General features: G+C 63.5%; 22 protein-coding genes. 10 read left to right on the forward strand and 12 right to left on the reverse strand.

The genetic code is table 11. The features are described 5' to 3' along the window. Positions 1-55: 55 nt before the first annotated feature. Entirely contained in the window at positions 56-295 is a 240-nt protein-coding gene (locus tag J2X43_RS05225; RefSeq protein WP_112389875.1) for a hypothetical protein, read from the reverse strand. A gap of 171 nt (positions 296-466) precedes the next feature. Between J2X43_RS05225 and msrB the strand changes: the two genes are divergently transcribed. Then, positions 467-877: a peptide-methionine (R)-S-oxide reductase MsrB gene (msrB, locus tag J2X43_RS05230; RefSeq protein ID WP_310291369.1), complete on the forward strand. Its 411-nt coding sequence runs from the start codon at positions 467-469 to the stop codon at positions 875-877. Positions 878-976: 99 nt separating this feature from the next. Here msrB and J2X43_RS05235 read toward each other — a convergent pair whose 3' ends face one another. Then, on the reverse strand, positions 977-1,483 hold the full coding sequence (locus J2X43_RS05235; RefSeq protein ID WP_310291371.1) for an N-acetyltransferase family protein: 507 nt from the start codon (positions 1,481-1,483) through the stop codon (positions 977-979). Positions 1,484-1,610: 127 nt separating this feature from the next. On the opposite strand from J2X43_RS05235, the gene J2X43_RS05240 reads away from it, so the two are divergent. Next, positions 1,611-2,087 (forward strand): hypothetical protein, encoded by a 477-nt coding sequence (locus J2X43_RS05240; protein ID WP_310291373.1) that lies wholly within the window; start codon positions 1,611-1,613, stop codon positions 2,085-2,087. On the opposite strand, the gene J2X43_RS05245 is transcribed toward J2X43_RS05240, so the two are convergent. After that, a complete protein-coding gene (locus J2X43_RS05245; protein WP_310291376.1) occupies positions 2,088-2,756 on the reverse strand; it encodes a hemolysin III family protein in 669 nt (222 codons plus the stop codon). 223 nt (positions 2,757-2,979) lie between these two features. Between J2X43_RS05245 and J2X43_RS05250 the strand changes: the two genes are divergently transcribed. Then, positions 2,980-3,777 (forward strand): polysaccharide deacetylase family protein, encoded by a 798-nt coding sequence (locus J2X43_RS05250; RefSeq protein WP_310291379.1) that lies wholly within the window; start codon positions 2,980-2,982, stop codon positions 3,775-3,777. A gap of 56 nt (positions 3,778-3,833) precedes the next feature. On the opposite strand, the gene J2X43_RS05255 is transcribed toward J2X43_RS05250, so the two are convergent. Together J2X43_RS05255 and J2X43_RS05260 are read right to left on the reverse strand one after the other, a co-directional pair. Continuing rightward, positions 3,834-5,126, reverse strand: a complete 1,293-nt coding sequence (locus J2X43_RS05255; protein ID WP_310291382.1) for an FAD-dependent oxidoreductase — start codon at positions 5,124-5,126, stop codon at positions 3,834-3,836. Between the two features lie 13 nt (positions 5,127-5,139). Then, positions 5,140-6,306, reverse strand: coding sequence for an AI-2E family transporter (locus J2X43_RS05260; RefSeq protein ID WP_112389869.1), 1,167 nt, complete (start codon positions 6,304-6,306; stop codon positions 5,140-5,142). A gap of 207 nt (positions 6,307-6,513) precedes the next feature. On the opposite strand from J2X43_RS05260, the gene J2X43_RS05265 reads away from it, so the two are divergent. The 3 genes from J2X43_RS05265 to J2X43_RS05275 all read left to right on the forward strand — a co-directional run bounded on the left by J2X43_RS05265 (position 6,514) and on the right by J2X43_RS05275 (position 9,064). Then, the gene (locus J2X43_RS05265) at positions 6,514-6,942 is read left to right on the forward strand and encodes a GNAT family N-acetyltransferase (protein ID WP_112517219.1); all 429 of its coding nucleotides are present in this window, start codon (positions 6,514-6,516) and stop codon (positions 6,940-6,942) included. A 26-nt stretch (positions 6,943-6,968) separates the two neighbouring features. Further along, positions 6,969-7,730, forward strand: a complete 762-nt coding sequence (locus J2X43_RS05270) for an alpha/beta fold hydrolase (protein ID WP_310291386.1) — start codon at positions 6,969-6,971, stop codon at positions 7,728-7,730. Between the two features lie 209 nt (positions 7,731-7,939). After that, on the forward strand, positions 7,940-9,064 hold the full coding sequence (locus J2X43_RS05275; RefSeq protein ID WP_310291389.1) for an acyltransferase: 1,125 nt from the start codon (positions 7,940-7,942) through the stop codon (positions 9,062-9,064). A gap of 48 nt (positions 9,065-9,112) precedes the next feature. On the opposite strand, the gene J2X43_RS05280 is transcribed toward J2X43_RS05275, so the two are convergent. Beyond that, positions 9,113-10,624, reverse strand: coding sequence for a PLP-dependent aminotransferase family protein (locus J2X43_RS05280; RefSeq protein ID WP_310291392.1), 1,512 nt, complete (start codon positions 10,622-10,624; stop codon positions 9,113-9,115). 81 nt (positions 10,625-10,705) lie between these two features. Between J2X43_RS05280 and J2X43_RS05285 the strand changes: the two genes are divergently transcribed. Further along, positions 10,706-11,869: an MFS transporter gene (locus J2X43_RS05285; protein ID WP_310291394.1), complete on the forward strand. Its 1,164-nt coding sequence runs from the start codon at positions 10,706-10,708 to the stop codon at positions 11,867-11,869. A gap of 6 nt (positions 11,870-11,875) precedes the next feature. On the opposite strand, the gene J2X43_RS05290 is transcribed toward J2X43_RS05285, so the two are convergent. Further along, positions 11,876-12,871 carry an aldo/keto reductase gene (locus tag J2X43_RS05290; protein WP_310291397.1) on the reverse strand — a complete coding sequence of 332 codons (996 nt, stop codon included), beginning with the start codon at positions 12,869-12,871 and terminating at the stop codon, positions 11,876-11,878. A gap of 97 nt (positions 12,872-12,968) precedes the next feature. On the opposite strand from J2X43_RS05290, the gene J2X43_RS05295 reads away from it, so the two are divergent. Continuing rightward, a complete protein-coding gene (locus tag J2X43_RS05295; protein WP_310291400.1) occupies positions 12,969-13,898 on the forward strand; it encodes an AraC family transcriptional regulator in 930 nt (309 codons plus the stop codon). 11 nt (positions 13,899-13,909) lie between these two features. On the opposite strand, the gene J2X43_RS05300 is transcribed toward J2X43_RS05295, so the two are convergent. The 3 genes from J2X43_RS05300 to J2X43_RS05310 all read right to left on the reverse strand — a co-directional run bounded on the left by J2X43_RS05300 (position 13,910) and on the right by J2X43_RS05310 (position 16,598). Next, positions 13,910-15,250 carry an FAD-binding oxidoreductase gene (locus J2X43_RS05300; RefSeq protein ID WP_310291403.1) on the reverse strand — a complete coding sequence of 447 codons (1,341 nt, stop codon included), beginning with the start codon at positions 15,248-15,250 and terminating at the stop codon, positions 13,910-13,912. Between the two features lie 123 nt (positions 15,251-15,373). Then, positions 15,374-15,640: a DUF2277 domain-containing protein gene (locus J2X43_RS05305; protein ID WP_112389860.1), complete on the reverse strand. Its 267-nt coding sequence runs from the start codon at positions 15,638-15,640 to the stop codon at positions 15,374-15,376. 97 nt (positions 15,641-15,737) lie between these two features. Next, on the reverse strand, positions 15,738-16,598 hold the full coding sequence (locus tag J2X43_RS05310; RefSeq protein ID WP_310291406.1) for a VOC family protein: 861 nt from the start codon (positions 16,596-16,598) through the stop codon (positions 15,738-15,740). Between the two features lie 280 nt (positions 16,599-16,878). On the opposite strand from J2X43_RS05310, the gene J2X43_RS05315 reads away from it, so the two are divergent. Next, positions 16,879-17,289 carry a universal stress protein gene (locus J2X43_RS05315; protein WP_310291409.1) on the forward strand — a complete coding sequence of 137 codons (411 nt, stop codon included), beginning with the start codon at positions 16,879-16,881 and terminating at the stop codon, positions 17,287-17,289. Between the two features lie 6 nt (positions 17,290-17,295). On the opposite strand, the gene J2X43_RS05320 is transcribed toward J2X43_RS05315, so the two are convergent. Next, positions 17,296-18,267, reverse strand: coding sequence for an alpha/beta hydrolase (locus J2X43_RS05320; protein ID WP_310291412.1), 972 nt, complete (start codon positions 18,265-18,267; stop codon positions 17,296-17,298). Between the two features lie 173 nt (positions 18,268-18,440). On the opposite strand from J2X43_RS05320, the gene J2X43_RS05325 reads away from it, so the two are divergent. Then, the gene (locus J2X43_RS05325) at positions 18,441-18,884 is read left to right on the forward strand and encodes an Rrf2 family transcriptional regulator (protein WP_112389858.1); all 444 of its coding nucleotides are present in this window, start codon (positions 18,441-18,443) and stop codon (positions 18,882-18,884) included. Positions 18,885-18,907: 23 nt separating this feature from the next. Here the strand turns inward: J2X43_RS05325 and J2X43_RS05330 are convergent, their stop codons facing one another. Next, the gene (locus J2X43_RS05330; RefSeq protein WP_112389857.1) at positions 18,908-19,297 is read right to left on the reverse strand and encodes a DUF930 domain-containing protein; all 390 of its coding nucleotides are present in this window, start codon (positions 19,295-19,297) and stop codon (positions 18,908-18,910) included. Between the last annotated feature and the right edge of the window lie 383 nt (positions 19,298-19,680).

Genomic DNA, 19,680 nt, shown 5'->3' on the forward strand with positions numbered 1-19,680 from the left:
CTCCCCTTGCCAGAACCCTAGAAAATTCCGGAAAAACCGGGTGCGTCGCCAAGATTTAGGTCAATCGGCGGCGGGCCTCAAGCCTTTTCGGGATGGGTGCACAGGCAAAGCGCGGCCCGGCAGCGGCATGGATCAGCGGCAACAGAAGAACCAGCGGCCAGAACAGGCAGGCAGCCAGCCCGGCGATCCGCCAGGGGCCGAAGCGGTCATGGTTCACCCAGCCCTCCAGCGAGGTGGCGGCCATGCAGACCGCAGCGGCAGCGGCATAGGCAATGACGAAGATAACGGTCAGCACCTCCAGATCCCCCTGTTGCGCCGTTACCCGACAGAATAGGCGCTGGAGCGGCCAGCCGCAAACCTGCAATAGGGACTAAGCTTTTCAGGCTACCCTTGATCCGGCCCGATTTCCGATCCACATTCCGCAGGTCGAAATTTGTCTTCTCCGGCGCCGAAGGAGCAAGCCCCCATGTCCGACACCGACAGTTTGAAGATCGATAAGACCGACGACGAATGGAAAGCGCAGCTGACGCCGGAGCAATACCGCATCACGCGGCAGCACGGCACCGAACGCGCCTTTACCGGCCCCTACTGGGATCGTTTCGAGACCGGCCTCTACCGCTGCATCTGCTGTAATGAGCCGCTGTTCCGCTCCGACACCAAATTCGACGCCGGATGCGGCTGGCCGAGCTATTTCGAGGCGGTTTCGCCTGAAGCGGTGACCGAGTATCGCGACACGTCCTATGGCATGGTGCGCACCGAAATCCGCTGCGCCAATTGCGATGCCCATCTCGGCCACGTCTTCCCCGACGGCCCGCCACCGACAGGGCTGCGGTATTGCATCAATGGGCATGCGATGGTGTTCGAGCCGGAGGGGTGATCAGCGGCGCAGGCGCTCGACGACGAGCGCTGCGGCTGGTCTACTGAGGTGCATAACGCGGCGACGTTAGGAAAACCGTCTAAGCGATCTTTTTCGGACTCACTCCGGCACCCTCAGCTCCATAAACGTCAAATCCAGCCAGCGGCCGAACTTCTTGCCGACTTCCCTGAAGGTGCCGCCGTTGCGGAAGCCGAGCTTTTCGTGGAGGGCGATCGAGGCGGTGTTGTTGGCTTCGATCCCGGCAATCATCACATGGATGCCGTTTTCGGAGGCGCGCTTGATCAGCGCCTGCATCAGGAGCTTGCCGATGCCGGCGCCCTGATTGTCTTTCTCGACATAGACGGAATGCTCGACCGTGTGGCGGAAACCGTCGAAGGCGCGCCAATCGCCATAGGCGGCGTAGCCGGCGATCTGGCCGTTGCGTTCGGCGACCAGCACCGGAAAGCCCCTCGCCCTGCGGGCATTGAACCATTCCACGCGGTTTTCGAGATCGACGACCGTCTCGTTCCAGATCGCCGTCGTGTGCTCGACCGCATGATTGTAGATGTCGCGGATCGCCGCAAGATCGGCTTCGGTGGCGTCGCGAAGGGTGACGGCGTCGGTCATATCATGTTCCATTCCGGCGGATGTTGCAGGACCGATACGCTGGCATTCCGGGGATGTAAACCCGGAGATTTGCCGCGACTGGGATTGCGGTTTGCGCTAGTCTGCGGCGATCTCTGAGGGAGCCTTCATGCGCCTGCTCTTCGTACTTCCGCTGCTTCTTGCAGCGGCGCCTGCTCTTGCCGACGGCTGGAAGCCCTATGCTAATCCGCGCTTCGGCTATGTCATCGACCTGCCCGGCGATTTCCGCACGATCAGCGAGGCTGACAATGGCGATGGCATCACGCTGCAATCGAAGGATGGCAAGGCGACCCTGCGGGTGTTCGGCTCCACCGTGACCGAGGGCACGCTCGGCGAAGATGTCGCCAACCGGAAGCAATCGGAAAAGGACGAGGGCTGGACGATCACCTATGAGAAATCGGCCAAGGACTGGATGAGCTATTCAGGCACCCGCAAGGACCGCATCCTCTATGTGCGGGCGGTCTCGCTCTGCCAGGGCGCCGGCGGCTATTTCACGCTCGAATATCCGAAGGCGCAGGCGAAGCTCTACGACCCGACGGTTGCCCATCTGGTCAAGACGCTTTCGGGCCCGCCGCACTGCCGCTGATCAGAGATTGGAAGCGCTCATGCTGAAGCAGGTGAGCACGGCCGAGTAGTGTACGGCGGCCGCGGCAACGACGAAGCCGTGCCAGATGGCGTTCTGGAAGCGCAGCTTTTCCCAGACATGGAAGATGACGCCCGCCGAATAGATGACGCCGCCGATGACGATCAGGAGCATCGAGGCGAAGGGAATGCGCGAGGCGACAGGTTCGGCCACCAGCACGCCGCTCCAGCCCATCGCCAGATAGAGCAGGATCGCCAGCCGGTCGTAACGCCCGGGAAAGACGCATTTCAGCACGATCCCGGCGATGGCGACCACCCAGATGCCGATCAGCATGGCAAAGAGCAGCGGATCGTCGGAGCCCTTTTCGAGGAACGGCGTGTAGGTGGCGGCGATCAGCACGAAGATCGACGAGTGATCGAAGCGGCGCAGGAACCATTTGGTGCGCGACACCGGCCAGGCATTGTAGGTGAAGGAGATGCCGATGGTCATGACCAAACCGACACCATAGACCCAGGCGGCGGCCAGCTCGCCATAGCTGCTCCACAGCGTCGCATAGAAGATCAGCACGGTGGCGCCGACCAGCGCCAGCGCCAGCCCGACACCGTGGACGATGCCGTCGGCGATCAGTTCGTATTTGTCGTAAGCCCAGCGGATCCCGTTGAACTCGGCCATCATGCACACCCGTTTTTCATCGGCCGCAATGCTCGCATCGAACAGGGAGCGGCGCAACCGACACTAAGGCAGTAGGCGGTAAAACTTCGTGAAGCCGGGGATGGCAGGGCGCGGATTTCCGGCTATAGGCACGGCCGGAAGAGACGAGCGGCAAGAGGCCGCATCGCGGCCTTCTGCCCGAAGGCTTAGAATTCCTTCATCGATATCGTTGAAAACAGTTCCCATGATCCGCATTCTTCTCGCCGTTCCGCTGCTTGCAGCCTGTCTTTCCGCTGCCTCTGCGGCCGAGCTTCCGGCTCTGCCCGCCGCACCTGCCGCCGCCGCGCCGGTGGCGAAACCCAAGGGACCGAAGCTTGTCGAGCCGCAGCTGCATGTGGTGCGCTCAGGGGTTCCCGGGCGTCCGCGGATCGCGCTGACCTTCGATGCCTGCATGGGCAAGGCGGATGACCGGATTATCTCGACGCTGGTTTCCGAGCGAATTCCGGCGACGATCTTCGTCACGGCACGCTGGCTGAAGCACAATCCGCAGGCGCTTTCGATCTTCCTGCAGAATCCCGATCTGTTCGAGCTCGAGAACCACGGCCAGAACCATATTCCGGCCGTCGACAAGCCGGCGTTGATCTATGGTATTGCCGCGGCCGGATCTCCTGAGGCGGTGCACCAGGAGGTGCAGGGTGGCGCCGACGCGATGCTGGCAGCAGGCATTGCCGCGCCCCACTGGTTCCGCGGCTCGACGGCGAAATACGATCTCTCCGCAATCGCCCAGATCCGCGCCATGGGCTACAAGATCGCCGGCTATTCTGTGAATGGCGACGGCGGCTCGCTGCTGGGAACGGCGATTACTGAAAAGCGGATCAGCTCCGCCAAGGACGGCGACGTGGTGATCTCGCATATCAACCAGCCGACGCATGCCGCCGGTGCCGGGGTCGCCAAGGCGATCGTGGATTTGAAGGCGAAGGGCGTGGAGTTCGTACGGCTGGAGGATGCCGAGGGGCTTGGGGATGACAAGACGACGAATTAGTCGCTGAGCCTTCCAACGGCGTTGTGCCCTGCAAGCCCCGAGCACAACGCCCGCTCCTACCGCAGCACCGTCTCCACCCCACGCTCGCCAGCCCTGACATTCCGGAATCCCGGCCCGTCGCGGTCCAGCGCGTAGTCGTCGAACCAGTCGCGATAGATGCCGGCCACCATGGCGCCGACCATCTGGGCGGCGAGGAAGGAGAAGGTGATGCCGTTGCCGCCGTAGCCGTAGGCGGCGTAGACATTCGGCATGCGGGGCACCGGGCCGATCAGCGGCAGGCCATCGGCGGTTTCGCCGAAGGTGCCGCACCAGGCGGTGGCGATTTCCGCATTGGCTTGCGGCCAGAGCCGCTTCATCTTCTCGCGGATCGCCTGCGCCTTTGCAGCGAGCTTGGCATCGCGCCGGTCGGGATCGGTGGTGGCGTCGTCCTCGCCGCCGGCAACGATGCGGTGGTCCGCCGTGGTGCGCATGTAGAGATAGGGGTCGGCATCCTCCCAGATCAGCGTTTCTCCACGCCAGAGGGTTGCCGGATCCTGCGGCACGGTGGCGATCGCAAAGCTGGAGGTGGAGCGATGCAGCTTCGGCGTGTCGATACCAGGCATCGTATAACCCGTCGCCAGCACAGCGGTATCGGCCTCGATGACGAAGGGGCCGTCGAGCTCGGCGGTCACCTTGCCGCCTTCGCTGTGCAGCCGCTCCACGGTGCCCTTCACCAGCATGGCGCCGCGGGCGATGGCGATATCGAGAAGCCCCCAGGCGAGCAGCAGCGGATCGGCCTCGGCGGAGCCCGGCGACAGGATCGCCCCATCGCGGTCGAGTTCGAACTGGGTCAGGAGATCGCAATGTTCCAGATAGACGCCCGGAAGACCGGCGCGGCGGCGCAGCTGGCGCTCCTCGTAGAGATCGCGAGCGCTCTCATGGTTCTGCGCCAGAAACAGCGTCTGCCGCGGCTGGAACTGGCAGGGCAGCGCGTGGGTGGCGACGAGCTTGGCAAGGCCGGAGACGGCAGCCGCGCTGCGGCGGTACATGCCAGCGGCCCGCTCGAAACCGTAATAGTGCTCGAGTTCCGAAAGCGTGCTGTCGATTTCCCATTGCAGCATGGCGGTACTTGCCGCCGTGGAGCCGAGTCCAGGCTCTTCCTTGTCGATGACGACGACCGACAGGCCGCGGGCCGTCAGATGCTCGGCAGCCAGCGCGCCGGTGATGCCGCCGCCGATGACCAGCGCATCGGCCTTGAAACTCTGCGTCAACGGCTCAAAAGCAGGGCGGCGCCCGCCCCTGCCCCACGGGCTGCGGCCGCTGCGCAGATCGTCCTGGCTTGCCGGGTCGAATTCGATGCCGTTTGCCATCATCGTCTCCCCTTCACTTCGGCAACTGCGGCGTGACGCGCTCTTCGATGAACAGCTCATCGACGATGGTCATGACGATCAGCGACAGCGGCAGCGCCAGCATGGCGCCGACAGCCCCCCACATCCAGGTCCAGAAGATGATGGCGAGGAAGACGACGAAGGGATTGATCTCGAGGCGGCGGCCCATGACCGCCGGGAAGATCAGATTTTCCATCAAGAGGTGGACGATGAAGAAGGCGGCCGCCGGCAGCAGCGCGAACAGCATGCTGTCATGGGTCAGGATACCAGCAACGGCGATGGCGAAGGTCATCATGGTGATGCCGAGATAGGGAATGAAGCTGGAGAGGAAGGCGAAGAAGCCCCAGAGAATGGGGACCGACAGCCCACCCGCCCAGGCGATCACCGTCATGATCACCCCGAGGCCGGCATAGATGATGGCGGCGGTGGCGAAATAGAAGCCGAGCACCTGCTCGACCGAGCTGATGACGCGGATGGCCGCCAAGCGCTGCGGCCGGCTGCGGAAGGTCATGATGATCGTCTTGCGCAGGTTGACGCGGCCGACGAGGAAGAGCAGCAGCGCGGCAAAGAAGATCAGCCCCTGCACCAGCGCCGGCGTCAGGTTCGCGGTGACGACATGCAGGACGTTGCCGGTGTTTTCGAGCAGCTTGTCGGCCGACATCGGGCCGCTCTGGAAGGTCTCGGGCGTGATATGCAGCCAGCGGACTTTCTCGAGATAGGGCATCAGCCTGTCGATGGTCTTCTCGACGAAGGCGGGCCCCTCGTTCATCAGGGTGCCGACCGGCCCGGCCAGCGCATTGGCGACCAGGAAGATGACAAGCGCCACCGCACTCGACAGGATCACCGCATTGGTGATGCGGGGCACGCCGAGCTTGCTCAGCTTTTCGGCGAGCATGCCCAAGATCATGCCGACGACAATGGCGAGCGTCAGCGGGATCAGGATCAGCGACATCTGATAGACGGCGGCAAGCCCGAGAATGCCGAAGATACCGATGATGGCCCAGGCCATGCTGACATCGAGACCATCCTTCTCGACGCGGCGCACCGGCGCCTGCTGCATCTCTTCGGTGGCGGCCGAAAGCTTTTCGGCCCAGGCGCTGGTGCGCCGCTCGCCGATGGCGATCTTCTTCGCATGCTTCTTGATGCCGTTGGCGATGCCCATATCCCATGTTCCCCGAAAGCCCAGCGCTTCGCCACGACAACGCGGATTGGGGGATTCGGTTCCTTGGGGGAGAAGGGTGGGGGCGCGGGTGTGGCGGAGCGGACACGTTTGGAAACTTCTGGTTGATTTTCCGGGAAGCGAAGGCATTGTGTGCGAAAACTGACCAATACGCCTGAGCCTATCAACCATGGACACCACGGACCGCGCATGGAGCCCATTCTCGAGATCATCGCCTCAAGCCCGCCGATCGAAATTCGGCAAGCTATCGAAGCCGCCCTGGATGCTTTCAACATCGATGCGGCGGGTATCGCCGACGCAGATCCGGATTTTGCCGTCGCATTGCGAGACCCGGAGACGAATGGTGTGTGCGGTGGTCTCTACGGCGTCGGAGACTACGGTTGGGCGTTCATCAAGCTGGTTGTGGTCCCGGCGGAATATCGCGGCAGAGGTCTCGGCACCAAGCTTCTTGCCGAAGCCGAGGCCATCGCCAAGGCGCGCGGATACGCCGGTGTGTGGCTTGATACGTTCGAATTCCAGGCACGGCCATTTTACGAGAAGCTCGGCTATACGCTATTCGGCGAACTCGAAGGCGACGGCAACGCAATCGCGCGATATTTCCTGAAGAAGAAATTTTGAACGTATCTGGCGGGACAGGTGAAGGGATGGCGGCGGTAGAGCGGCATGTGATCGATCGTGGCGACGGCGCCTCCGTCGAGCTTCTCCAGGCGGGAGGACCGGTTGGCGCGCCGCGGGGAGCCATCCTTTTCGTCCACGGCAATCAGGGCGGAATGCTGCTGGGGGCCAAGGAGGCTGCCGACAACGGAACGCTGCTGCGGTTCTCCTCACGGCTGAATGTGACGGCGGCGGCCGTATCGCAGCCGGGCTTCGGCGCATCGGACGGACCGGCGGATTTCTGCGGACCGGCGACCCAGCGTGCGATTATCGCCGCGCTCGACTTTCTCAAGGTGCAACCCGCCGTCGACCCGGCCCGCATCGTCCTCTATGGCAACAGCCGCGGCGCGGTTGCGTCTGCGATGGTCGCAGCGCAGGTGGCCGACCTGAGGGCGCTCATCCTGTCGGGCGGCGTCTACGATCTCAAAGAAGCCTACCAAAACAGCGCTCCGGGCCTGCAGCAGGCGATCATCCGGGAGGCTGGCACTTCGGACCAGGCGTTCCTGGAGCGCTCCGCGCTTTATCATGCACACGAGATCAGTGCGGAAACATTGCTTCTGCATGGCCAATACGACGACCCGGCGTCGATCGAGCAGGCCGAGAAGTTCGCGGCCGTGCTTTCGCAGGCGCGGGTGCCCGTGGCGCTGCACCGGTTCGAATGTGGGCATCAGATCCCCCGCGAACAGCTGACCCCGGTTCTCCGGGATTTTCTAAAGAGCGTACTTGCCCCTGCCACTGCGACATACCACTGAGCGGCCGCCAATCAATCGGCTTGCACTTAGAGTAGAGCAATTGTTTACGCCCGGCTGCGATTGTGGAGCGGGCATATGGCGAGAGTGTCTGATGGTGGGAACCGAACGGCAAGCAAGCGGTCGGCCCAATATTCGGATGCCTGTCTGAGACCCCAGCGGCATTAGATCCAGCATGTCACTTTAGACAACTTCGGCCCCAGGCATGTTCCATGATTGAAGCAACGAGACGCGACGCCTTCATCGATCAATGCAGGGGAATCGCGATCCTCATGGTGATAACGATACATGCCGGTCAGTCTGTTGCGGGGTTGGCGCGATGGACGACGTCAATCACCGAACTCGGTCAGTTAGGCGTGCAGCTTTTCTTTGTCGTCTCCGCCTATACCCTGTGCGAGAGCGCAAGCCGTCGATGGTTTCATGAGGGCTGGGTCTCCGGGTTCTTTGTTCGGCGATGGTTTAGAATTGCGCCTCTTTATTACCTTGCGATCGCATTGTATTTCACCGTCTCAGCAGGGATGGCCCGGCAGGGGAACACAGCGATAGAGGCCTACAGTTTGGCAGCTGTAGCTGCCAACTTTGCCTTGGTGCACGGTTTCATACCAGCTGCGAACAACAGCATTGTGCCAGGGGGCTGGTCGATAGGCACGGAGATGGCGTTCTATCTGACGTTTCCGCCCCTGTTCTGGTCCTTGTCTCGGCTCGCAAGCGATGCGGCGCGAGGCGGCATGGCGTTGGCGGCCGCAGTGATCGTTTCCGCGGCGAGCGTATACGTCGCCAGCACCTTCCAGGATTCTGCGCTGGCAGATAACAACAGCTTCTATTTCTATAATCTTTTCAACCAGATGCCGGTCTTTCTCGCCGGCATCTCTGCCTACTGGTGGAGAGACCAATCCGCAGCAAGAAATGCCTTGGTGACCTCGCTCGTATCCGTCGTCTCATCGGCATGCGGGGTGGCCCTATTCTATTCCGGTCTTCCATTCGCATTCGAGATGCTTCCGATCGCCGCAGGGATCGCTTTCGCGTCGTTGGCGCTCACCCTGCGGTCTATCGGGGTAAGAGCAAAGGTGATCGAATATATCGGCGTCCGATCATTTTCGATCTACATTTTCCACTTTATGTTCGTCTCTCAAGCTGCGAAGATTTTTGAAATCGCGGCCATTAAAATAGTCGCGTTGCCCGCGCTCAGCATCTTCGTTCTGACATGGCTAACGACCGTCATAGTAACAACGTTGCTTGCCACGATGACAGAGATGAGTATCGAGCGCCCATTCATAGCGCTCGGGAGCAAGGCCGCCGGATTTTTTGAGCGCCGTGAGGCTTCCTCCAGATCGTAGCGCCTCACCGCCGCTTGACGGATCCATGAACTTGGCGCCTCCAAGGGCTTACCCCGTCACCCTCTCCAACACCCTCCCCAGCCTCCCCACTGCCACATCCGCCTCCTCCGCCGTCAGCCCCGAAAAGCCCAGCAGCAGCCGCGGTTCCGGCCAGGCGGAGATGTGCATAGGCGAAACGGGGATGACGACCACGCCACCCTTGAGCGCGGCCTCGGCCAGCGCGCGGTCATCGCGCCATGTGCCGGTGCTGGAGACGGTGAAGTGGATGCCCTGTTCGGGGACCGGGGCGATCAGGTGATCGGAGAGCCGCGCCTTCAGTTGGAACGCGAGATTGTCGCGGGCGGCGCGGTGGCTTTCGCGCAGGCGGCGCAGATGTGCCGGGAAATAGCCCTCGTTGAGGAAATCGGCGACGACGAGCTGATGCAGCGGTGCCGGGAAACGGTCGATGATCGGGCGGACGGCACGGAAGGCGGCGACGAGATCGTCCGGCACGATCAGATAGCCGACGCGGAAGCCCGGCAGCAGCGCCTTGCTGAAGGTGCCGGCGTAGATCACCCGGCGCGTCGCATCGAGGCCCTGCAGCGAGGCGATCGGGTGGCCGTCATAGCGGAATTCGCTGTCGTAGTCGTCCTCAATGATCCAGCTGCCGCGAGCCTGAGCGAAGGCCAGCAATTCCAACCGCCTCGCCAGCGGCAGGGCCGAGCCTGAGGGATATTGATGCGACGGGGTGACGTAGATCGCTGCCGGTGCCGGGCCGTCGTAGAGGGAGAGCTTACCGGTGATCACGCCCTCGCCGTCGACGGGCATGCCTGAGATCGCCGCACCGTTCAGCAGGAAAGCGAGCCTTGCCGGCGGATAGCAGGGATCCTCGATCATCACGGTTTCGCCGGGCGAGACGAGCACGCGGATGGCGAAATCCAGCGCCTGCTGGGTGCCTGAGGTGATGAAGATCTGGCCGGGATGGCAGCGCACGCCGCGCGAGGCGGCGAGATGGGCCGACACCGCCTGTCTCAGCGAGAGCTCGCCCTGCGGATCGCGGTAGCGGTCGCTGGCATAATCGATATGGCGATGGGCAAGCCGCTTCAGCAGCCCGGCGGTGCGCGCGTCGTGGATCACCCGGCCGGTGGCGAAGGCGACCTGGGCGGGCGGCGCCAGATCGGTGCGCATCGCCAGCCGTGCCGCGGTGGAGATGCCGCGCCGGGCGCTGTTATCCGCCATCTCCCGCACGGTGCCGCTTCCTGATGGCATCGGCGGCAGGCCGGAGGCGACGTAGGTGCCGGAGCCATGCCGTCCCTCGGCATAGCCTTCGGCGATCAGCATCTCATAGGCCTCGGCGATCAGCCCGCGCGACAGCGACCATTCCGATGATGCCGTGCGGGTCGAGGGCAGGCGGTGGTGCGGCTGCAGCGTTCCCGCGACGATGGCATCGCGCAGCTGCAGATAGAGCTGGCGGACCGCCGGAACCGACGTGGACGCATCGATATCAGGCAAAAAGCCGGCCGCGGCACTTTCGCGGCGGAATGTGCGGGCGCTGGTTTGGCGGGGCGAAGTGGCTTGCATGGCTGACTCAAAGTGGCTCTGGATATGTTTGCCATTATTCCTTTTTATCGGACCACTTTCAACCGCTGTCCGGACATGCCGATGCGCCCTTCCGCCGCCCCTTTTCTCTTCACCGGCACCATGCTTGCTGCGGGAGGCTATGGCGCCACCTTCCTGTTTTCGGCCTATTACCGCGCTCATGGCGGCAGCGATGTCGATACCGGGCTGACGCTGGGTGCGGCGATGGCCGGCACTTTTACCGGCGTGCCGCTGGTCGGCTGGCTTTCGGGGCGGATCGATGCGGCGCGGATGAGCGCTATCGCCACCTGCTCCGTCGCCTTCGGCTTCCTGCTGCTCGCCTTTGCGGCGGGCGGCGGCCTCGCCCTGCCGCTGGTCTCAGGCTTCTTCATCGGGCTTGGCTGGGGAATGTTTTATATCGGCGCGCCGATGGCGCTGTCCGAGCGGGTCACCGATGCCGATCGCGGCTTCTGGTTCACCCGCTTCGGCGCCTTCCAGATGGCCGGCATCGGCGGCGGGCCCGTCATTCTCAATCTCATGCTGCGGCAGGTGGGGCTCTCGGTCGAGGCGACCTTCATGCTGGTGGGTGCTGCCTGCCTTGCGGCTTCCATGCTGCTCTGGGTCTTCGGCTCGATGGCGCCCGGCGGGCCGCGAACAGCGGGACTTCGCCCTTGGGTACGCGATATCGGCGTGATCGGCCGCAGCGCTTCCGTCCGGCCGATCCTGATGGTGGCGCTCGGTGCCTGCGTCTTTTCGGGTCTGCTGACCTTCCAGTCGTCGCTGGTGGAAGGAACCTCCGCCGATGCGGCAACCTTCTTTGCCGTCTACGCCGTCACCGTGGTTGCCGCCCGGCTGCTGCTTGCCCACTTGCTGGCGGCGCTGCCACAGGCACAGCTTGCAACGGCCTTGCTCACCTCGATGAGCCTCGGCGTCGCCGCCATGTTCGGCACCGGCATCCACCCGGCCTTCCAGATTCTTTCAGCCATCCTCACCGGCATCGGCTACGGCCTGGTCTATTCGGTGATCCAGACCTGGGCGGTGAACAACACCGAACCGCGCTACCGCCATGCGGCGCTCACCTGGTTCGTGATGTCCTATTTCACCGGCATCTTCGGCTTCCCTGTCATCGGCGGCTGGGTGCTCGTCCATCTCGGCCGCGACGTCTTCCTCGGCATCCTGCTTGCCGCTGCGATCGCCGAACTGGCGATCGCAGCAAGCATCGGCCTCAGAAAGGTTCAGGCCGCGTGAGCGCGCTTACCGATCGACCGTCGCCATGATCCACGAGGCGTAGCGCTCGCCGGAGACCTTTTCCGGCGCGAGTGCAGCGTCGAGGCTTGCGAGATCGGCGGCGCTGAGGGCAACGGCGGCGGCGCCAACATTTTCCTCCAGATAGCTCTGCCGCTTGGTGCCGGGGATCGGCACGACGTCGTCGCCCTGGTGCAGCAGCCAGGCGAGCGCGATCTGGCCGGGCGTTGCATTGTGATCGCGGGCGACGGCATGGACGATCTCGGCGGCCTTGACGTTCTCGTCGAAATTCGCGCCCTGATAGCGCGGGTCGTTGCGGCGGTGGTCGTTCTCCGGATATTCCTCGGCGCGCATCACCTTGCCGGTCAGGAAGCCGCGGCCGAGCGGCGAGAAAGGCACGAGGCCGATGCCGAGTTCGCGCAGCACCGGAATGATCTCCGGCTCCAGATTGCGCTCCCACAGCGAATATTCGCTCTGCAGCGCCGAAACCGGGAACACCGCATGCGCCTTGCGGATATTGGCGATACCGGCTTCCGACAGGCCGAAATACTTGACCTTGCCTTCCTTCACCAGCTCACCGACCGTGCCTGCGACGTCTTCCATCGGCACGTTGCGGTCGACGCGGTGCTGGTAGAGGAGATCGATATAGTCAGTCTGCAGCCGCTTCAGCGATCCCTCGACCGCCTTGCGGATGTCTTCGGGACGGCTGGTGGTTTCCGCGCCCCGCTGCTTGCCCTCGACGATCTTGAAGCCGAACTTGGTGCCGATCGTCACCTCGCTGCGGCGGCCCTTGAAGGCGCGGCCGAGCAGGTCTTCATTGGTGTGCGGACCATAGACCTCGGCGGTGTCGAAGAAGGTGCAGCCGAGATCGATCGAGCGGTGCAGCGTGCGGATCGCCTCGTCCTGATCGGCCGGTCCATAGGACTGGCTCATCGGCATGCAGCCGAGGCCGATCGCCGAGACTTCGAGGCCCTGAGTGCCGAGTTTACGTGTCTTGAGGCTCATGATGCATTCTCCATTCGTGATTGCATCCGGAGACTGCGCCCGGCGCGCCGAATTTCAAATACTTGTAAATTCTGATTACATGCGCGAGAATTCGAAAATGTCGAACGATCCCTTTTCCGACCTGCTCACCCTCACCAATGCCCAGTCCGTCATATCGGGCGGCTTCACCATCGGCGGCGACTGGTCGCTGCAGTTCCGGCCGCAGCAGATCAAGTTCTATGCGGTGCTGAAGGGCAGCTGCTGGCTGGATGTCGAGGGCGGCGCCGGGCCGGTGCGGCTGGAAGCGGGCGACACGTTCCTGGTCACCACCCGCGACTTCGTGCTCTGCACCGATCTGTCTCTGACCCCTGTCGAGGCCAAGCCGCTGTTTGCCACCTATATCGGGCGGGTCAAGCATATCGGCGACGTCAAGGAAGTGGAGATCGTCGGCGGCCATGCCGGTCTCGATCCGGAACGCGGCGCGCTTTTGACCGATGTCATGCCGCCCTTCATCCATGCGAAAGCCGGATCGCCGCAGGCTGCCGTGCTGCAATGGGTGGTGGCGCAGATCGTCTTGGAGCAGACCGCCGATCTGCCGGGCGGCTCGGTCGCCTCGGCGCAGTTGGCACAGCTGATGTTCGTGCAGCTGCTCCGCGCCCATCTCGATCACGGCGGGCCGCTGTCCGCGGGCCTGCTGCGCGCCGTCAGCGACCGCCGCATCGCCCCGGCGCTCCGCATGATGCATGCCGAGCCCGGCCGCGCCTGGCAGCTGGAAGAGCTTGCCGCAGCCGCAGCCATGTCGCGCACCACCTTCGCCGTCTATTTCAAACAGGTGGCCGGCATCGCCCCGCTTGCCTATCTCACCGAATGGCGCATGCGGCTTGCCGAACGGTCGCTTCGGGAAGACGACGTGCAGGTGGCGACGCTCGCCCGCTCACTCGGCTACACCTCGGAAAGCGCCTTCTCCAACGCCTTCAAGCGGGTGACAGGCCGGGCGCCGAAGTTTTACCGGAACGATACGCGGGCGATGGCCGTGGCGGCGGAGTAGCTGACGGCGCCTCAGATCGCCGGACCCAGCCGGATCGGACTGCCATCGGAGAAGCGTGACAGGCGGAAGCGGTCGAGATTGTGGCCCGTCGCGTTGCCCTGGATCAGATCCGACATGACGCGGCCGATGCCCGGGCCGATGCCGAAGCCGTGACCGCTCATGCCGGTGGCGACGAAGAGCCCGGCGATGGCGCTGACGCGATCCACGACCGGGACGACGTCGGGCATGGCATCGATCATCCCTGCCCATGCGGTTTTCAGGCGCAATTCTCCGAGCTGCGGAAACAGATTTTCGAAGCCGCGCTTGATCGAGGCGAGATCGGATTGACCGGGCGCCGGATTGAGGACGCGCATGCGCTCGAACGGGCTTGTCGTCTCGGGCGTCCAGTCGCGCGGCGTCGACCAGCTGTCGGGGAAACCGGAGGGTGCTGCCGGGAGATAGCGGGTGCCGAGGGGATGGTCGATGAGCGCCGGGAGATATTTGGTGGCGTTGCGGAAGGCTTCGGGGCCGACAAACAGCAGATTGCTGCCGCCCGGGGCCAGCGTATAGCCGCCATCCTGCCTGCGGCGGAAGGCGATGTCCTTTTCGATGGCCGCACCGGCGTGGAATTCCGGCAAGGGCTCGGTTGCGGCAACCGTGGCGCGGACGCTGAGCTGGGGGATGGAGACGCCGTGCTTGCGCAGGAACAGCGACGACCAGGCACCGCCCGCCACAAGCACATTGGTGGTCGCGATCCTGCCGCCTTCAGTCCAGACGCCCGCGACCCGGCCGGCAGTGATATCGAGCGCCCGAACCGCGCAATTCTCGATGATCCTGACGCCCTTGCGGGCCGCCAGCCGCGCCAGCGCAGGCACTGCGAGCCAGGGCTCGGCACGCATATCCGACGGCGTCGTCATCGCTCCGGCATAGGTGCGGGCCATGCCGCCGATCCTGGCCGCGACCTCTGCGCCGTCGAGAAGGCGGGTATCGAGATCGTGGGCGGCGGCGAGCTGCATGAACCGCGCAAATTTCGCCATGTCTTTGTCGGTACGGGCCAGATAGGTGACGCCGGTCTGCCTCAGGCCGATATCCTCGCCGCATTCTTCCGCCAGCTGCTGCCAGAGACGGCAGGCTTCCATCACGATCGGCAATTCGTCGGCATCGCGCCCCTGCTTGCGGATCCAGCCCCAGTTGCGCGACGACTGCTCGGCGGCGATGCGCCCCTTCTCGAGAAGCGTGACCTGGATATTGCGCGACGCGAGGAAGAGCGCCGTCGAAACGCCGATCACCCCGCCGCCGACGATCACCACCTCCGAGCTTTCAGGCACGGGGCTCGCGTGGCGGATCGGGTCGGCTTCTGAAAAGGGAAACATGAGGGAGGGTCTTGCTGCATGAGGGATGTTAACCGATCCCTAGCGCTGCGTTAGCAAGTGTTCAAGCATGGTTATGCTGCAGCAAGCCAGCGCCTGGAACGATCTTTCCAGAGCGGCAGTTCCTCAGGCAAACCTGAGCGCCGAGCGGGCCTTTGCCTTGGCGGCCTCTTCCTCGCGGTCACGGGGCGGTTGAGAGGTCTCCAGCGACGTCAGCAATTCCGCCGCACATTTGGCGATCGCCAGGACCGCGTGATCGAAGGCGGCCTCGTTGCGCTTCGAGGGCTTGTTGGTGCCGCTCAGCTTGCGCACGAACTGCAGCGCCGCATCATGGATTTCCGCCTCCGTTGCCGGCGGGTCGAAGTTGAACAGGGGTTTGATGTTCCGGCACATGGGCTGCTTCCTCCTCGTCTCGGCGCCGCGGAAGAGCGCGGCGCAAGGGGAAAGCTAGTCGTATCGGCGGCAATTGCAACGGATTGGACGTGTCCGCTCACGCCGTCAGCGTCAGACCAATCCCCCAGGGGTCCCTGAGGAACACGCCGCCGTCGCGGGCTTCGGTCTTGATCTCGAGCTTTTCCAGCGCGGTCTTGGCTGTTTCCAGCGCGGCCTTGTCGTTGAAATGTAGCGAATAGTCGGACAGGCCGGTCATGTTCTGGCTGCGGGTGCCGGCGCCGCGGCTGTTCCAGATGTTGGCGGCGACGTGGTGGTGGTAGCCGCCGGTGGCGAAGAAGCTGGCGCCGGGATAGCGGGCCATGATCTTCAGGCCGAGAACGTCGCGGTAGAACGTGTCGGCTTCCGGGATATTGCCGACCTGCAGATGGATGTGGCCGATCGCGGTGCCGTCCGCCATACCGCTCCAGGTGTCCTGAGGGGCGCTGTCATAGAGCGCCTGGAGGTCGAGGCGGTTCGTCGCCATTTCCACCTGGCCGTCTTGGTGGAATTTCCAGACGTCATGCGGGCGGTCGGCATAGATCTCGATGCCATTGCCTTCGGGGTCGGAGAGATAGATCGCCTCGCTGACGAGGTGATCGGACGCGCCTTCGAGAACGACATTGTTATGCGCGGCGTGGCGCAGCCAGCGGGCAAGCTCGGTGCGGTCGGGCATCAGGAAAGCGGTGTGGAACAGGCCGGCGGCATTACGCGGCGCGGTTTGCGCGTTGCTGTCCGTCGTCAGCGTCAGCAGCGGCAGGCCCGATACGCCGAGCACTTCGCCGCTGGCCGTCTTCTCGATGACCCTGAGGCCGAGCATCGACTGGTAGAAGCCGGAAACGGCGGCCAGGTCCTTCACAACCAGATGCGAATGGCCGACATGGGCAGGGCGCGTCAGCGCGTAGGAAGTCTCTGTTGTCATCGATCTGTCTCCTGCCATCAGTTGCGAAGCTGCACCGGCGGTGGCGGCGAAGGCGCCGCCTGTGGCAAGCTCGAGGAATGTTCGCCGGTTCATGATCTCATGGTCCCCTCGGCCACCGTACTTGCATTCTATATGGCGCATTCCGATTGTTCGCAGAAGATGCGTTCTTGCGGATAAATCGTTCAGCATCTGTTGACGCTGGAGATGCGGTGCTTGATCCGCGTCAAAGCGCCTTATGTTTCCTCCGATAGGTTGGATGCATCTCGTAAGGATGAAAGCCATGTACAAGAAAATCCTGGTTCCCATCGAAGTCGGTGCCATCGACCGCGGCGAGAAGTCGTTTCGCAAGGCTGCCACGCTGCTCGACGAGGGCGGCGAGATCATCCTGCTCAATGTCGTCGAGGACATCCCGACCTATGTGGCGATCGATCTGCCGGTCGAGCTGGTCGAGAACGCCATCAAGGACGGCAAGGCGCGGCTAGAAGCGCTGCGGCTCAAGACCGGCATTCCGGCCAGCGTCGAGATCGGCCGCGGGCCACCCGCCAACGGCATTCTCGCCGCCGCCGAAACCCACAGCGCCGACCTGATCATCGTCGCCTCGCACATCCCCGATTTCTCCAACTATTTCATCGGCGCGACGGCAGACCGCGTGGTGCGGCATGCGAAATGCTCGGTGCTGGTGGATCGCTAGGGGCGTTCAGAGCTGCTGCAGGAACGTGATCATCCGTTCCGAGACCTCGGCCGGGCGCTCCTGCTGAAGCCAATGACCAGCGCCGGGAATAATATGCGAGCCGCGCAGCTGCGGCACCAGCGCCGGCATGGCGGATATGATTTTGTCCATGCCGGGAATGGCGAGGCCGGGGTCGCGTTCGCCGGTCATGAACAGTGCGGGGATGGTGACGGTCTGGCCGGCGTTCGCCTGCTGGAGTTCCCAGTTGCGGTCGAGATTGCGGTAATAGTTGAGGCCGCCGGTGAAGCCTGATGCCTTGACGCCGGCGACCAGTCTTTCGAAGTCTGTGGGCGGCAGCCAGGCGGGAAGCTCTGCGGGGTCGGGCAAATCGGCAAGCAGGCCGGTGCTGCGGCTGACCATCGAAAAGGGATTGGGCGTGCCGTCGCCGGGCTTTCTGGGACCCGCCTCGCCGCTTGCCGCGTGGATGATCTTGCGCAGTGTCAGCGCGGGATCGCGGCCGAATTCGGCATCCGCCACACCCGGCTGCTGGAAATAGAGCGTGTAAAACAGCGCCTCGTCATTCTCCGGAAAGATCTTCGACGGCGGCACCGGCGGCAGGCCCATCATCGGCACGCTGAGGGCGACGACCGCCCTGAACCTGTCGGGGCGGAGCAGCGCCGCCTGCCAGGCGATCGTCGCGCCCCAATCGTGACCGGCGATCACCGCCTTCTCCTCACCGAGCGCATCCATCAGTGCGATCAGATCGCCGACCGCGTGGAAGACGGTGTATTGATCGGCGCGGCCGGGTGCCGCGGTCTTGCCGTAGCCGCGCATATCCGGTGCCACGGCGCGATATCCGGCCCTTGCGAGATCTGCGACCTGATGGCGCCAGGCATGTTTGGTTTCCGGAAACCCGTGGCATAGCAACACGAGCGGTCCGGAGCTCGCTTCGAGGATACCCATGCTGATCGTCCTGGTGTCGATGACTGTGTCATTCATGATGGGCTCCTGATTTGTTGCCTTGGCGCCGGAAACTGAGATAACCAGAGTCGGTGCGGCGAGTAGAAACTGGCGGCGCAGCATGCGTGCTCCTTTTATCCGTAACAATATCTGTTACAGATAACCAGCACCGTCAAGATAGCGTAACAATAATTGTTCCGGAAAGGTTCGCGATGAAGACCGATGGCCGGCTTGCCCGGATGCTGCATGTGCTGGTGCATATGGGCCTGCTTGGCGGCCGGGAGACGTCGGAACGGATCAGCCAGATGCTGAACACCAATCCGGTCGTCGTGCGCCGGACGCTGGGGGCGCTGCGCGACCATGGAATCGTGGAATCGGAAGGCGGGCGCGGCGGTGGCTGGAAGCTGGTCAGGTCACTCGACGAGGTGACGGTGCTGGATATCCAGCGGGCGCTGAACGAGGGCGCGATCCTGCCGGCGCCGCTCTCGCGCGATCACCCCTCCTGCCCTGTCGAGCGGGCCTCGAATTCCGTGCTGCAGATGGCGCATGCAGCGGCCGAGAAAGAGCTTCTGGAGAGATATGCGGCGACGACGCTGCGGCAGATCGCCGAAATGGCGATCATCGATCAGGGCAAGGTGCCGCCGAAGCTCGCCTGATCAAACAATGAAGCCGAAAGGCCTCAATCGTAGAGGTAATACTTCGTCCAGCTCTCCTTCGGCACCTTGTCGCCGATCTCGTACTGGAGTTCGCGGACATTGATGTGCTGCGGGCCGGTGATGCAGGTGTAGGAGAGATGGTACCAGACGCCCTTGCTGCGGAACACGGCGCCAGGTGCCACCAGGCGATCGTCGCTCGGCACCGGATCCTTGAAAGTGTAGGCGATCACCTTGTCGGGGTTGAAACCGGTCTTGTCCTTGTTGATGCGGCTCATCGCCTCGGTATCGCAACTCTGTTCGAGGCGGGTGGCCGGATCGAGCTTTTCAAGCTGCTTCTTGATGGCAGGATCGACGGCATAGGCGGAGGAGGCAAGGCTGAGAAGCGATACGGACAGGACCAGGCATTTCGGCATGTAGGAATAATCCCTCTATCTGCTCAATCCGGAACAAGCCTCAGCCAGACGCCCCCGTCATCTCAGTCTGGCAAGGCGCGGGTTCCGCGCGATGTAAGAGCCTTTCCGGGTTCTATTGCATCATTCTGCCGGAGCAGGTTTTCGACAGGGCAAAGGCGATTGGCGAAGGGCATACCCCTAGGTACGTCCGAGCCGATCGCCTTTGATCCTGGCGGAAGGATGCCCGGCCCTCCGGGTTGGCTGAAACGGGCCGCCTGATCGGCCGGCTGGCTTGGCCGTAGGACTGGGCTACGACGCGCGCCAGCCGGCCGACCATCCGACTCCGTTTGAGCCAACAGAATGATGCAATAGAACCCGGAAAGGCTCTCCCGGACTTTCTTAAA

The organism is Rhizobium sp. BE258 (assembly GCF_031457345.1).
In the GTDB taxonomy this organism is placed as follows: Bacteria; Pseudomonadota; Alphaproteobacteria; order Rhizobiales; family Rhizobiaceae; genus Rhizobium.

Coding starts and splice junctions, on each gene's coding strand:
- J2X43_RS05240 (WP_310291373.1), top strand. CDS start 1,611: ATGCGCCTGCTCTTCGTACTTCCGCTGCTTCTTGCAGCGGCGCCTGCT.
- J2X43_RS05295 (WP_310291400.1), top strand. CDS start 12,969: ATGTCGAACGATCCCTTTTCCGACCTGCTCACCCTCACCAATGCCCAG.
- J2X43_RS05315 (WP_310291409.1), top strand. CDS start 16,879: ATGTACAAGAAAATCCTGGTTCCCATCGAAGTCGGTGCCATCGACCGC.
- J2X43_RS05235 (WP_310291371.1), bottom strand. CDS start 1,483: ATGACCGACGCCGTCACCCTTCGCGACGCCACCGAAGCCGATCTTGCG.
- J2X43_RS05245 (WP_310291376.1), bottom strand. CDS start 2,756: ATGGCCGAGTTCAACGGGATCCGCTGGGCTTACGACAAATACGAACTG.
- msrB (WP_310291369.1), top strand. CDS start 467: ATGTCCGACACCGACAGTTTGAAGATCGATAAGACCGACGACGAATGG.
- J2X43_RS05325 (WP_112389858.1), top strand. CDS start 18,441: ATGAAGACCGATGGCCGGCTTGCCCGGATGCTGCATGTGCTGGTGCAT.
- J2X43_RS05330 (WP_112389857.1), bottom strand. CDS start 19,297: ATGCCGAAATGCCTGGTCCTGTCCGTATCGCTTCTCAGCCTTGCCTCC.
- J2X43_RS05310 (WP_310291406.1), bottom strand. CDS start 16,598: ATGACAACAGAGACTTCCTACGCGCTGACGCGCCCTGCCCATGTCGGC.
- J2X43_RS05265 (WP_112517219.1), top strand. CDS start 6,514: ATGGAGCCCATTCTCGAGATCATCGCCTCAAGCCCGCCGATCGAAATT.
- J2X43_RS05275 (WP_310291389.1), top strand. CDS start 7,940: ATGATTGAAGCAACGAGACGCGACGCCTTCATCGATCAATGCAGGGGA.
- J2X43_RS05300 (WP_310291403.1), bottom strand. CDS start 15,250: ATGTTTCCCTTTTCAGAAGCCGACCCGATCCGCCACGCGAGCCCCGTG.
- J2X43_RS05285 (WP_310291394.1), top strand. CDS start 10,706: ATGCGCCCTTCCGCCGCCCCTTTTCTCTTCACCGGCACCATGCTTGCT.
- J2X43_RS05270 (WP_310291386.1), top strand. CDS start 6,969: ATGGCGGCGGTAGAGCGGCATGTGATCGATCGTGGCGACGGCGCCTCC.
- J2X43_RS05305 (WP_112389860.1), bottom strand. CDS start 15,640: ATGTGCCGGAACATCAAACCCCTGTTCAACTTCGACCCGCCGGCAACG.
- J2X43_RS05280 (WP_310291392.1), bottom strand. CDS start 10,624: ATGCAAGCCACTTCGCCCCGCCAAACCAGCGCCCGCACATTCCGCCGC.
- J2X43_RS05250 (WP_310291379.1), top strand. CDS start 2,980: ATGATCCGCATTCTTCTCGCCGTTCCGCTGCTTGCAGCCTGTCTTTCC.
- J2X43_RS05255 (WP_310291382.1), bottom strand. CDS start 5,126: ATGGCAAACGGCATCGAATTCGACCCGGCAAGCCAGGACGATCTGCGC.
- J2X43_RS05260 (WP_112389869.1), bottom strand. CDS start 6,306: ATGGGCATCGCCAACGGCATCAAGAAGCATGCGAAGAAGATCGCCATC.
- J2X43_RS05320 (WP_310291412.1), bottom strand. CDS start 18,267: ATGAATGACACAGTCATCGACACCAGGACGATCAGCATGGGTATCCTC.
- J2X43_RS05290 (WP_310291397.1), bottom strand. CDS start 12,871: ATGAGCCTCAAGACACGTAAACTCGGCACTCAGGGCCTCGAAGTCTCG.